A 12,851-nucleotide genomic window follows, 5' to 3' on the forward strand; every position below is an offset into this window, starting at 1 on the left:
ATTCATTTTAATGGTTCATTTTTTAACAGTTTAAGCATTTTCTTTTTATACGCTTCCACTCCAGGTTGGTCGAAAGGATTTACTTCCAGTAACTTCGCACTCATGGCACATGCTTTCATAAAGAAGTAGATTAAATAGCCTAGATGATAGGCATCAAGCTTTTGCATTTCTAGTTGAATAACTGGCACTCCACCTTCTGCATGGGCGAGGGCTGTGCCTTGTTTTGAAGTTGCATTGATTTCGTTAAAGGAGCGGCCTGCTAAATAATTTAATCCATCTTCATTTCGACTATCATATGGTACGTCATAATCCCCGTCGATTTCATGGAAATGGAGAAGCGTTTCAAACAAAATGGGGCTTCCTTCTTGAATAAATTGTCCGATTGCATGCAAATCAGTGGAGAACGTAACACATGTAGGAAATAGACCTTTTCTTTCTTTGCCTTCACTTTCACCAAATAACTGCATCCACCATTCGTGAAACTTCTTTAATGAAGGTTCAAAGGATGCTAGCATTTCCACACTGTACCCTTCGTTATATAAGATATTTCTTATAACTGCGTATTGGTATGCATGATTACGCATTAAATCTACCGCTTTTAATTCCAAAGCTGCATTTTTTGCACCATCCATGAAAGATCGAATATCTATTCCAGATACAGCGAGTGGCAATAGCCCCACTGGCGTTAATACTGAATACCTGCCCCCTATATTCGAAGGGATAGCGAACTGTTTATACCCTTCCTTTTCTGCTATATTTTTCAAAATTCCTCTTTCAGGGTCTGTTGTTACTATAATCCGATTAACTGCATTTTCACCATAGCGTTTTTCCATATACTGTCTTAGCACGCGGAATGCTAAAGCTGTCTCCATCGTGCTTCCAGATTTTGAAATGACGTTGATATAAATTTCTTTATCATCTAAATAATGAATTAATTGCTCTAAATAAGCCCCGCTCATATGATGACCAACGTATATAACCTCAATGCCCTCTTTGAGAACACCAAAATAAGGAGATAATGCTTCTTGAACGGCACGGGCTCCTAAAAATGAACCACCAATACCAATTACAACATACACATCCGCATTTATGCATATTTCACTTTTCAAATCCTCAATTTCATTAAATAACGCCTTATGGTCCATTAATGGATAATTAATCCAACCAGTCATATCCTTTGAATTTTCTAATTCAAAGTGAATTTGTTTAACTCGATCTTTATATGCTTCCATATCTTGATAATCGAATAAACAATTCAATAATGTTGTTTGAACAGAATGAGTTGTCAATGGAATTGCCTCATTTCTTATTTTTTTACTTTAAATATTCTTATAGAATCTTGAAATTTTTTCATCGTGATTTACAAAACTCTATTATCAATTAAACATAATCACTACTTATAATTTATTATTTCATTTAGCATTTCATTAATGGGAACGTGTTTGTATTGATAATTGTTGCGCTTTATCGATAATGAAACGTTTTACTTCTTCTCGCAAATCTTCACGCTGCAACGCAAAATCAATTGTCGTTTCAATGAATCCCATTTGATTGCCGACATCATATCGTTTTCCTTCAAAGCGATATGCAAACACACGTTGAATCGTATTCAATTCCTCAATAGCATCTGTTAATTGAATTTCTCCGCCTTTCCCCATTTTCTTTTGTTCTAAGTAGCGGAAAATTTCGGGTGTTAAAATGTAACGTCCTATAATCGCAAAGTTGGAAGGTGCTTCTTCTTTTGTTGGTTTTTCTACGAACATTTTCACTTGCATTAACGGTGAATCGGTGGAAATTGGATCAATCACACCATAACGATGGATTTCGCTATCAGGTACTTCCATAACGCCAATTACGCTAGAAAAGGTTTTTTCATATTGATTGATTAATTGTTTTAAACAAGGAACATCACTTTGAACGATGTCATCTCCGAGCAACACAGCAAAAGGTTCATTACCAATAAATTTACGGGCACACCAAATGGCATGTCCAAGGCCTAGAGGTTGTTTTTGGCGGATATAATGAATATCAATATCCGATGATACACGTACTTTTTCTAACAAATCGTACTTCTTTTTTTCAATTAAATTTGCCTCCAGTTCAAAGGCGTGATCAAAATGGTCTTCAATCGCCCGTTTTCCTTTTCCGGTAACGATGATAATATCTTCAATTCCCGAAGCAATCGCTTCTTCAACAATATATTGAATGGTTGGTTTATCTACAATCGGTAACATTTCTTTCGGCATGGCTTTCGTTACAGGTAAAAATCGTGTTCCTAAACCTGCAGCTGGGATGATGGCTTTTCTAATTTTTTTCAAGCAATTTCACTCCTCATCCATTGGTTTACATCAAGAAAATTATACAATATTTTCCCATTCCACTCATACTAAACACAAAGAGCAATGATGAGATAAAAATAGGCTGGAATCTAAATCCAGCCTTACTTTAAATATATAAATTTTAAAACCTTTAACGAATTATAGCACCAGCTTCTTTTAATGCTTTCAATACTTTTTCATGTGCATTTGTTACTTCTTCATCTGTTAATGTTCTTTCAGGATCAAAGTATGTTAATGTGAAGGCTACTGATTTTTTATTGGCATCGATATTTTCTCCTTCATATACATCAAATACTTTTACAGCTTTTAATAATTTCGTACCTGATGTACGAATGATAGATTCAAGTTCTCCAGCAGGTACAGAGCGATCTACTTCAATGGCAATATCTCGTGTAACAAGTGGGAAGCGTGGAACCGGTTCGTATTCTACTCCTTTTGCATCAGTGCGCAACAGAGCATGTAAATTTAATTCCGCTACATACGTATCTTTTAAATCCCACTCTTTTCGTTCTGATGGATGAAGACCACCAATTACTCCAATACGTTCTCCATCAAGTAATATATTTGCTGTTTGGCCAGGATGTAATCCGTCCATTGCTGCTTTCTCAAAAGTAACTCGTTCAGTTAATCCTAGTTTTTCAAGCAATCCCTCTACAATGCCTTTTGCTGCGAAGAAATCTACATTGCGTTTATCCCCTAACCAAGCATCGTCTACCCATTTGCCAGTTATGACAAAGGCAACATGCTCTTCTTCAAATGGTAAACCTTCCTCCGTCTTCCCGAGGAATACAGACCCAATCTCATACAAACTAGCAGAATCCGCTTGACGCGCCAAGTTATAACTTGCAGCTTGCAATAAGTGAGGGATTAAACTTTGACGTAAAGTTGAACGGTCTTCACTCATCGGCATTAACAATTTCGTTGTTTCTTCTTTTTTCAGTGCAAATTTTTGAGACAATTCAGCAGAAGTTAATGAGTAGGTGATTGCTTGATACAATCCAGCTCCTTCTAAGAAATTGCGCACAATGCGGCGCTTTTCTTGATACGGAGTTAAGCCACCAATATGCATTTTACCTTCTGGCAATGTCATTGGAATTTCATCGTAACCATAAAGTCTTGCGATTTCTTCAATGATGTCTTCCTCTATTTTAATGTCTTGTCGACGAGTTGGCACATCAATGATTAATAAACCTCGTGCTGCTTCCACCTCAAATTTTAAGCGTTGTAAGATGGAAATCATATCTTCTAGGGAGATTTTCATTCCTAATTTTGCATTAATTTCATCTGGTGAAATTACAATTCGCGCTGGTGTTTTATCAAGCTCATCAACTAATACGGTACCTTCTAATACTTCTCCACCAGCTAATTCACTAAGAAGTTGTGCAGCTCGTTCTTGAGCTTCTAAAACTCGATTTGGATCGACACCTTTTTCAAAACGAACTGATGAGTCGGAACGCAATCCTAAATCTTTTGAAGTTTGACGAACTGAATGACCAACAAAATAAGCTGATTCAAGTACAACCGTTGTTGTGTTTTCTGTTACTTCCGAATTGGCACCACCCATTACCCCTGCGACAGCAACAGGTTCTTTTCCATTTGTAATGACTAAATGATGACTCTGTAACGTGCGCTCTTGATCGTCTAAAGTAACAATTTTTTCGCCTTTATTCGCTAATCGAACAACGATTTCACCTGTGCCTAGTGAATCGTAATCAAAGGCATGAAGCGGTTGACCATATTCTAACAATACATAGTTCGTAATATCGACTACGTTATTGTGTGGACGAATGCCCGCCGCCATTAAATAATGCTGTAACCATAATGGCGATTCTGCCACTTTTACATTTTTAATGACTTTTGCAGCGTATAATGGATTTTCTTTAGTAGCTTCTACTTTAACTTTAATGTAATCTTCCGCTTTTTCGTTTGAAGTTTCATATTGAATTTCTGGTAATTTGACATCTTGCGATAAAATTGCTCCCACTTCATAGGCTACACCTAACATTGAAAGTGCATCGGAACGGTTAGGAGTTAAACCAAGCTCCAATACAGAATCTCGTAAACCGATTAATTCTAAAGCATCGCTGCCAGGAACTGCATCTTCCGGTAAAACGTATATTCCTTCAGAATATGCTTTTGGTACAACGCGCCCTTCAATTCCAAGTTCTTGCAATGAACAAATCATTCCATTCGATTCTTGACCGCGCATTTTCGCTTTTTTAATTTTGATTCCACCCGGAAGTTTTGCACCAGGTAATGCAACGATTACTTTTTGGCCGGCTTCCACATTCGGTGCACCACAAATAATTTGTCTTACATCCGTACCTACATCTACTTGGCAAATGCTTAATTTATCTGCATCTGGATGCTTCTCCTTTGATACGACATGACCAACAACGATATTCGTCATTCCTTGAGATCGATCGATGACGGAATCGACTTCAATTCCAGCACGAGTAATTTTTTCTGCTAAATCTTCAGGTGACAGCCCTTGTGTATCTACATATTCTTGCAACCAATTTAATGAAACTAACATATTAATACCCCCTTACCCTTCTGTACGTCGGAATTGTGATAAGAATCGAATGTCATCGATATAGAAGTTTCGAATATCTTCCACACCATATTTCAACATCGCAATACGTTCTACACCGATACCAAAGGCAAAACCAGAGAATCTTTTCGGATCATATCCACCCATTTTCAGTACGTTAGGATGCACCATGCCGGCACCTAGTATTTCAATCCATCCTGTATGTTTACATACGTTACAGCCATTTCCTCCACAGCGGAAACAAGAAATATCCATTTCAACAGATGGTTCTGTGAACGGGAAGAAACTTGGGCGGAGACGAATTTCTCGATCTTCACCAAACATTTTTTTCGCGAGTTTATCTAACGTACCTTTTAGGTCGCTCATACGAATGTTTTCTCCTACCACGAGCCCTTCAATTTGCATAAATTGGTGTGAGTGAGTAGCATCGTCTGTGTCACGACGATACACTTTTCCCGGGCAAATAATACGGAACGGTTTGCCTTTTTTCGCAAGCATTGTTCTAGCTTGCACCGGCGATGTATGCGTACGTAATAACGTTTCTTCCGTAATGTAGAAAGTATCTTGCATGTCGCGAGCAGGATGCCCTTTTGGCAAATTCAATGCTTCAAAGTTATAATAATCCATTTCCACTTCTGGACCTTCTGCAATTTCATATCCCATGGAGATGAATAAATCTTCCAATTCTTCAACAACACGCGTTAAAGGATGTCTGTTGCCAAGGCGCACTTTACGTCCAGGAAGTGTTACATCGACGGATTCCTTTTCTAGTTGTTCTTGAATTTGTTGTTCTTCTAATACTTTGACACGTTGCTCCAACGCTTCAGTTACTTTTTCACGAACTGTATTGGCTAGAGCCCCCATTTTAGGACGCTCTTCAGGAGAAAGTTTCCCCATTCCTTTTAATACTTCCGTAATGGACCCTTTTTTCCCTAAATATTGAACACGAACATCATTCAGTTCTTTTAAGTTCATGCATGCAGCAATTTTCTCAATGGCTTCTTGCTCAATTTGTTTTAGTTGCTGTTCCATCATGTAACCTCCTTAAATGAAAAATATTTTTTGTTTGAATAATTACCATTATTTGTTACAAAATTTACATTTTTTGTGACATACTCACATGTTACAAATCAAAAAAAAAACCTCGCCCCAATTCAAGGGACGAGGAACATTCGCGGTACCACCCTAGTTATTGCAAAATGCAATCACTTCATTGACATAACGGCATTCTCCGGCAATCCTTTACAGAGCTTTACTCTGGTCCTGGATGCTGCTCGCGGGGTGAACTTCAATATTCGCTGCATACATAAGCTTCCAGTCATGGCTTATGCTCCCTGAAATGCAGTGTTTGAATATTTACTCTTCCCGCTCCAACGCATTTCCACTTTATTCACATATGATTGGAAAAATCTTAGACTATTCTACGATAAATTGGATTATGTTTCAAGTATCTACCTTGTATAATTATCCAATCCGTTTAATGAAAAACTCTTACTTTTACTTCAATCGAGAAGCAAAAGTAAGAGTTCGTTAATCGATGAAATGATATAATAAAATCCCTGTAGCAACCGCCACATTCAACGATTCTGCTTGTCCTAAAATCGGAATCATCACGTTTTGAGTCGTTTGCTCGAGCAATTCCTTTTGAACACCGCTACCTTCATTTCCTACAATTAAGGCGAAACTTCCTGACTTATGTAATTCTCTATAATCAACTGCATTTTCAAGAGCAGTTCCATACAAAGGAATGTTTCTTTCTTTTAATTTTTCAACCCAATCCATTAAATTTCCGCGAATTACCGGAATATGGAAGTGAGATCCTTGCGCCGAACGCAATGTCTTTGGATTATATATATCTGCACAGCCTTTTCCTAAAACAACCGCATCGATTCCAGCAGCATCCGCTGTACGAATCATCGTTCCGATATTTCCTGGGTCTTGCACTGCATCAATAAGCAATAATTTTTTCCATGATGCCTGTTCAGTTTCCGAAATCATTGCTTGTTTGCAATGTGCAAATATACCTTGTGAAGTTTCTGTTTCTGCAATGTCCTTCGCAATGGAATTCGTTACTTCCACTATCTTTACATCATTCAATGACCATTCACGGGGAATTTCAACCCCTTCGCGTACAATGACTTGAATGACTTGCTCCTTATTTTTTAGCGCTTCCTCTACTAAATGAAATCCTTCGACAATAAATTCTCCTGTTTTTTCTCGCTCTTTCCTATTGGTAACTAGCTTTTTCCAATGTTTCACATAAGCGTTTTGAGCCGATTCTATGCGTTTCATTATTGATAAACCGCCTTTATTTATTTTTTTACATCTTGATCTAAATTTACTAATGCTTTACTAAGTCTATGAATATGTTCTTCTGTTGTATCCATTCCAAAAGAGATTCGAAAAAATGTACGTGCTTCCGATAAGCTATGCCCCATCGCAAGTATCGCCTTTGTTCCTGATGCACTGTTAATATCGCAAGCACTTCCGGTTGAAATGCAAATTCCTTCTTCATTTAATCGCAACATCACGTATTGCCCTTCCGCCCCCTTCATACATAAGCCACATATGCTTGGGAGTTGATGAGCTTCGTCTGCTTCAATAAAATAGCAGTTTGTATCTTTTATTGATTCTTTTAATTGGTTTCGCAAACTCCAAAATTTATTGAAGTCATACTGGTAATGCTCTACGCTTTTGGCAAAAGCAAAAACCGCTGGGGTATCGACAGTACCGCCTCTTAAGCCCCTTTCATGAGCCACACCTGGAAAAAGTGGCAATATTCTTCTGCGTGGATTTAAATATACCGCACCACAGCCTTTTGGTCCACCAATTTTATGGGCGGATACTGTGATGCCATCAACAAATTTTGAAAATTCCGTTACATCTAATTTACAGAAGGACTGAACACAATCTACATGATATGAAATATTGTATTTTTGTGCAACTTCGGCAATTTCTTTCACCGGTTGAATAGAACCAATTTCTGAGTTGACATGTTGGATTGTAATGAGAACAGTATCTGGGCGAATCGATTGTTCTAACATGCTTACATCAACTATACCTCGTTTTGTTAACGGTAGTTTTGTAATTTCATAACCTTCTCTTTCTAGAGTATTTATAGCTGCATGTACACTCGTGTGTTCTGCGCTTGACGTGATGATATGTTTCCCTTTTCCTGCACGGGCTAAAGATATTATTGCAAGGATATTCCCTTCTGTACCACTTCCAGTAAATATGATGCCGTCCCGATTAACGCCTAATTTATTTGCCACAACATCTCTTGCGTTTTCTAACAAAAAGGCTGCTTGTCCACCTGCATCATGCAAACTGGATGTATTACCATATACGCTTTTTGCAGCAAGACTGTAAGCCTCAATACTTACATCCATCATCGGGGTTGTCGCAGCATAATCTAGATAAATCATTGATATTCCCCATTTCTACAAAAATTATGGACTCTTAGCATACTTTACATAACGGAAATTATGAATGAAAATGCTTGTTTTATCATTTATTTTATGTAAATATATGTGTCAAGACAACTGTAAAGAAGGTAATGCTATGATCATCAACACAGACATTGTCATTATAGGAAGTGGTATTAGTGCTCTTCAAACAGCAAAACTCCTTGCAAAAAAGTATGATGTACACATTGTCACAAAAAATCACATAAAAAACGGTAGTTCATACAAAGCACAAGGAGGAATTGCTGCAGTCACAAGCAGTGAAGACAACATCCGATTTCACATAGAAGATACATTTGTTGCTGGCCTTCATCATCATGATGTGGAAAATGTAATAAAACTTGTAAAAGAAGGAAAACAAACTGTTCAACAACTAATTAACGATCATTTTCCTATTGATTGTGCACCTGATGGCTCGATTTTGCTTGGACTTGAAGGAGCACATAGCAAACCAAGAATCATCCATTCTGGCGGCGATGCAACGGGCAAAGCTCTAGTAAACTTTTTGGTAGATTCTTTGCCTGAAAACGTCATAATTCACGAATATGAGTTGGCTTATGAACTACTCATTAATGATGATGGAGAATGTATCGGTGTAAAAACGAAATCTTTTGAAGATCATATTACGTACTTAGCCTCATACGTGATTGTTGCAACTGGCGGTGTAGGAGCATTGTATGAATATACTTCAAATTGTTCCGATAGCTTTGGTGATGGGATTGCCCTTTCTTACCTTGCAGGAGCCGAAATCGCTGATATGGAATTTATTCAATTCCATCCAAGCTTAATTTATTTGGATGGAAAAACGCATGGACTTGTTTCTGAAGCAGTTCGAGGAGCAGGCGGTTATTTTGTTGATGAAAATGGAAATCGAATTATGGAAAGAGTTCATCCACTTGCGGATTTAGCTCCAAGACATATTACCGCTTACGAAATGTATAAACATCGTACAAATGGCCATGAAGTTTATATCGACATTTCGAACATCGAGTACTTTGAAGAAAAGTTTCCTACGATTACTAATATTTGCAAAGTGATAGGGATTGATTTATCGAATCAGCGCATACCCATTGCACCGGGAAGCCACTTTCTTATGGGAGGCATCGTCAGCGACGTTTACGGCCGGACTAATATCCCAAGACTTCTTGCCATTGGTGAAGCCGCTTGTACGGGTGTCCATGGAGCAAATCGACTAGCCAGCAATTCATTGTTAGAATGTATTACCTTTGGAAAATTGATGGCAGAACATTTGCTAAATAACGGCAGCCGTCAAAACAACTATACGATTCGAAAAATTGACAATAAATCGTCCAACATCCCAAAATTAATGCAACCTAGTGTCTTACAAAAAGAAATGTTCCTAAAGGCTGGCATCGTAAGAGAAAAAAAAGCGTTAACGGATTTAATTGAACAGTTGCCTGCCTATGAGGAATTTGCAAATGTCAATTTTGATGCATTAGACAGACGAACGATTGAACAGTTATTTATGCATATTACCGCCTCTTTAATTGTTCAAGGAGCATTTACTAGAGAAGAATCTCGTGGCTCCCATATTCGTAATGACTTTCCATCAATTAATGAGGATTGGCAAAATAAGTGGATTATCTTCAAACGAGGAAAATTACATGTGAGGGACGGAATTTATGAACAAAATCAAATTACAAGAAATGTTGAAACAGTTTTTTAATGAAGATATCGGAGACGGTGACTTATCAAGCGAAACCATCTTTTCCCGTATAGCTCAAGGATCTTTTACTTTTTATGCAAAGGAGGACGGGATCTTTTGTGGAGCTACGATAATCGAAACCGGATTTAAGTTGCTCGACCCTTTCCTTAACATCACCTTGCTGAAAGAAGATGGGGATGAACTTCATAAGGGGGATCAAATCGCTATCATAGAGGGTTCTTTACAAAGTTTGCTTAGCGGAGAACGGGTCATTTTAAATTTAATTCAACGGATGAGTGGCATCGCAACGAACGCAAGAAAAGCTGTTGAATTAACTAAAGGAACAAATGCAAAAATATGTGATACCAGAAAAACGATGCCAGGTCTAAGAATGCTCGATAAATACGCTGTGCGGACAGGCGGTGCCTATAACCACCGAAGCGGCTTATACGATTGCATTATGTTAAAAGACAATCACATTGCTTTCGCTGGAAGCATTTCAAAGGCCGTACAATTAGCTAAATCAAAAATTGGTCATACGGTAAAAATCGAAGTGGAAATTGAAACGAAAGAACAATTGTTAGAAGCAATTGAAGCTGGTGCGGATATTATCATGTTTGATAATCGAACTCCTGAAGAAATTAAACAATGGTTGCCGTTTGTTCCAGAACATATAACAACGGAAGCTTCTGGGGGCATTACGTTAGACAATTTGCGAAAGTACGCAGAATCTGGCGTAGAATGGATTTCCCTTGGCTCCCTTACCCATTCGGTTAACGCTTTAGATATTAGTGCATTAGTAAAAAGAAAGGATGTTGAATAATGTCAACAATTTGCACACTTCCAACTCAAGGTATGATGCCTGAAAAATATCGTCGCTTGTCTCGTGATGAAATGGAAAAGAGAGTTCGTGAAATAAAGGAAAAATTAGGTGATCAATTATTTATCCCTGCACATCATTATCAAAAAGATGAAGTAATCCAATTTGCTGATGCAATAGGCGACTCTTTGCAACTGGCGCAAGTAGCTGCTAAAAATAAACAAGCTAAACATATTGTATTTTGCGGTGTGCACTTCATGGCTGAAACAGCTGATATGTTAACAACCGATGAGCAAATTGTTTACTTACCCGATATGCGAGCAGGCTGTTCAATGGCGGATATGGCAAATATTTATCAAACGGAAGAAGCATGGGAGAAGTTAACAGCCCTTTTCGGCGATACAATTATCCCATTAACATATGTCAACTCAACTGCTGCGATAAAAGCATTCACCGGGCGGAATGGCGGTGCTTGTGTCACTTCATCCAACGCCAAAAAAATGGTGGAGTGGGCGTTTACGCAAAAAGAGCGAATCTTTTTCTTACCAGACCAACATTTAGGAAGAAATACAGCCTACGAATTAGGAATCTCTTTAGAACAAATGGCTGTATGGAATCCGATTTCTGGAGAATTCAAGTATGAAGGCAATGTCCAAGACATAAAAGTGATTTTATGGGATGGTTATTGTTCTGTTCATCAAGGATTTACAGTGGAGAATGTTCAAGAAGTTCGAGAAAACTATCCTGAAATGACAGTCATTGTTCATCCAGAATGTTCTTTTGAAGTAGTACAAGCAGCAGACCTTTCAGGTTCTACTAAATATATCGTAGAAACCATCAAAAATGCTCCTGCTGGATCGAGTTGGGCAATCGGAACAGAAATGAACTTAGTGAAACGAATTATTGCTGAGCATCCCGACAAGCACATCATCTCACTCAATGAAAATATGTGCCCTTGCCTAACAATGAACCGTATCGATTTGCCACATTTCCTTTGGGCGCTTGAAATGATTGAAAATGGTGAACAAGGAAATGTCATTAAAGTGGACCGAGAAACAACTGAAGAAGCATTGTTGTCATTAAACCGTATGCTTCAATTAGCATAAAATCACATATACATTACGCAAGTTGCGCTAAGAAGAACTTTACTCCAAAAAAGTTTCTCCAAGGAGTTATTGAAAATGACGCATAATTTCATCGAGTGGTAACAAACTACTACTCGAGGAGGCGAATGGTATGAACTTTCAAATAAGAGAAGCCATTACAGCAAATGTTAAAGGAGACAACCCACAAGATTTTCAGGAAACAATTCAAGATGCAATCGCTCGGGGAGATGAGCACCTACTTCCAGGACTCGGCGTCTTTTTAGAAAAGTGGTGGCAAACTTCTACTGAAGAAGAGCATGCAAAGTTTACCGAAACATTGTCAAAAGCATTTCAAAATTAGAGGGCTGGAGAATGGATTCTCCATGCCCTTATTTAATATAACCCCCATTCCATTTTTAAAATTTCCTTCAAGCTTTTTAGTTGTTCTTCCCCTATATGTTCTGCAATGATATTCTCCAATTCTTTTTTTAAAGCGATATATTTTTCATAGCAAGCTTCTCCCGAAGGTGTCAGTTCAATATATTTATCTCTCAAATTCGCTTTATTCGTTTCCACCAAACCTTTTTGCTCTAATTGTTTGATAAATTTATGGGTTGCTTGCCTTGTAAAATGAACTTGTTTCGCTACATGAGAAATCAATGGCTTATCCTTATAAACTATTGATAAAATAGCAAATTCTGAATTTGTTATGTAAATATCACTAATATCTTGCCATTTTCCTTTCTTTATTTTTTTCAATACCATCCATTTCCCTTTAATTAAATCAAACAACAATTCTCCCTTATGATCATTCAATCATCTCACCCCTTTGTAGACTAGCAACTATATCAATAATGAATTTATTATTCAACTGTAAATACTACTATCATACCTGAATAGGTCTAATTCGTCATTTACCAAAA

Annotated in this window: 11 protein-coding genes and 1 other annotated feature; of the genes, 4 read left to right on the top strand and 7 right to left on the bottom strand. The window is 37.7% G+C overall.

Annotated elements, in window-relative coordinates; translation table 11 throughout:
• Positions 1 to 2 precede the first annotated feature (2 nt).
• The 6 genes from UtA1_RS12955 to UtA1_RS12980 all read right to left on the bottom strand — a co-directional run bounded on the left by UtA1_RS12955 (position 3) and on the right by UtA1_RS12980 (position 8,318).
• Positions 3 to 1,232: a glucose-6-phosphate isomerase gene (locus UtA1_RS12955; protein ID WP_408647343.1), complete on the bottom strand. Its 1,230-nt coding sequence runs from the start codon at positions 1,230 to 1,232 to the stop codon at positions 3 to 5.
• 195 nt (positions 1,233 to 1,427) lie between these two features.
• A complete protein-coding gene (gene galU, locus UtA1_RS12960; protein ID WP_016837176.1) occupies positions 1,428 to 2,318 on the bottom strand; it encodes a UTP--glucose-1-phosphate uridylyltransferase GalU in 891 nt (296 codons plus the stop codon).
• Between the two features lie 151 nt (positions 2,319 to 2,469).
• Entirely contained in the window at positions 2,470 to 4,875 is a 2,406-nt protein-coding gene (gene pheT / locus UtA1_RS12965) for a phenylalanine--tRNA ligase subunit beta (RefSeq protein WP_096551453.1), read from the bottom strand.
• 12 nt (positions 4,876 to 4,887) lie between these two features.
• The gene (pheS, locus tag UtA1_RS12970; RefSeq protein WP_096551455.1) at positions 4,888 to 5,925 is read right to left on the bottom strand and encodes a phenylalanine--tRNA ligase subunit alpha; all 1,038 of its coding nucleotides are present in this window, start codon (positions 5,923 to 5,925) and stop codon (positions 4,888 to 4,890) included.
• 122 nt (positions 5,926 to 6,047) lie between these two features.
• Positions 6,048 to 6,276, bottom strand: a binding site (T-box leader).
• 147 nt (positions 6,277 to 6,423) lie between these two features.
• Positions 6,424 to 7,185 (bottom strand): TrmH family RNA methyltransferase, encoded by a 762-nt coding sequence (locus UtA1_RS12975; protein WP_096551457.1) that lies wholly within the window; start codon positions 7,183 to 7,185, stop codon positions 6,424 to 6,426.
• A gap of 20 nt (positions 7,186 to 7,205) precedes the next feature.
• Complete coding sequence (locus UtA1_RS12980; RefSeq protein WP_096551459.1) at positions 7,206 to 8,318, bottom strand: cysteine desulfurase family protein; 1,113 nt, start codon at positions 8,316 to 8,318, stop codon at positions 7,206 to 7,208.
• Between the two features lie 136 nt (positions 8,319 to 8,454).
• On the opposite strand from UtA1_RS12980, the gene nadB reads away from it, so the two are divergent.
• The 4 genes from nadB to sspI all read left to right on the top strand — a co-directional run bounded on the left by nadB (position 8,455) and on the right by sspI (position 12,289).
• Positions 8,455 to 10,044 (top strand): L-aspartate oxidase, encoded by a 1,590-nt coding sequence (gene nadB, locus UtA1_RS12985; protein ID WP_096551461.1) that lies wholly within the window; start codon positions 8,455 to 8,457, stop codon positions 10,042 to 10,044.
• Positions 10,001 to 10,846, top strand: a complete 846-nt coding sequence (nadC, locus tag UtA1_RS12990) for a carboxylating nicotinate-nucleotide diphosphorylase (RefSeq protein WP_096551463.1) — start codon at positions 10,001 to 10,003, stop codon at positions 10,844 to 10,846. Before nadB ends, nadC begins: the two co-directional genes overlap by 44 nt.
• The gene (gene nadA / locus UtA1_RS12995) at positions 10,846 to 11,949 is read left to right on the top strand and encodes a quinolinate synthase NadA (protein WP_096551465.1); all 1,104 of its coding nucleotides are present in this window, start codon (positions 10,846 to 10,848) and stop codon (positions 11,947 to 11,949) included. Before nadC ends, nadA begins: the two co-directional genes overlap by 1 nt.
• A 130-nt stretch (positions 11,950 to 12,079) precedes the next feature.
• Positions 12,080 to 12,289 (top strand): small acid-soluble spore protein SspI, encoded by a 210-nt coding sequence (sspI, locus tag UtA1_RS13000; protein WP_016837164.1) that lies wholly within the window; start codon positions 12,080 to 12,082, stop codon positions 12,287 to 12,289.
• Between the two features lie 32 nt (positions 12,290 to 12,321).
• Here sspI and UtA1_RS13005 read toward each other — a convergent pair whose 3' ends face one another.
• Entirely contained in the window at positions 12,322 to 12,744 is a 423-nt protein-coding gene (locus tag UtA1_RS13005) for a MarR family winged helix-turn-helix transcriptional regulator (protein WP_232019845.1), read from the bottom strand.
• Positions 12,745 to 12,851 lie beyond the last annotated feature (107 nt).

The organism is Ureibacillus thermosphaericus (assembly GCF_002370195.2).
Lineage (GTDB): Bacteria > Bacillota > Bacilli > Bacillales_A > Planococcaceae > Ureibacillus > Ureibacillus thermosphaericus.

Bases quoted from the DNA above. Each gene is read 5' to 3' on its own strand.
- UtA1_RS12975 (WP_096551457.1), bottom strand. From the start codon at position 7,185: ATGAAACGCATAGAATCGGCTCAAAACGCTTATGTGAAACATTGGAAA.
- nadA (WP_096551465.1), top strand. From the start codon at position 10,846: ATGTCAACAATTTGCACACTTCCAACTCAAGGTATGATGCCTGAAAAA.
- pheS (WP_096551455.1), bottom strand. From the start codon at position 5,925: ATGGAACAGCAACTAAAACAAATTGAGCAAGAAGCCATTGAGAAAATT.
- nadC (WP_096551463.1), top strand. From the start codon at position 10,001: ATGAACAAAATCAAATTACAAGAAATGTTGAAACAGTTTTTTAATGAA.
- nadB (WP_096551461.1), top strand. From the start codon at position 8,455: ATGATCATCAACACAGACATTGTCATTATAGGAAGTGGTATTAGTGCT.
- pheT (WP_096551453.1), bottom strand. From the start codon at position 4,875: ATGTTAGTTTCATTAAATTGGTTGCAAGAATATGTAGATACACAAGGG.
- UtA1_RS12955 (WP_408647343.1), bottom strand. From the start codon at position 1,232: ATGGAAGCATATAAAGATCGAGTTAAACAAATTCACTTTGAATTAGAA.
- sspI (WP_016837164.1), top strand. From the start codon at position 12,080: ATGAACTTTCAAATAAGAGAAGCCATTACAGCAAATGTTAAAGGAGAC.
- UtA1_RS12980 (WP_096551459.1), bottom strand. From the start codon at position 8,318: ATGATTTATCTAGATTATGCTGCGACAACCCCGATGATGGATGTAAGT.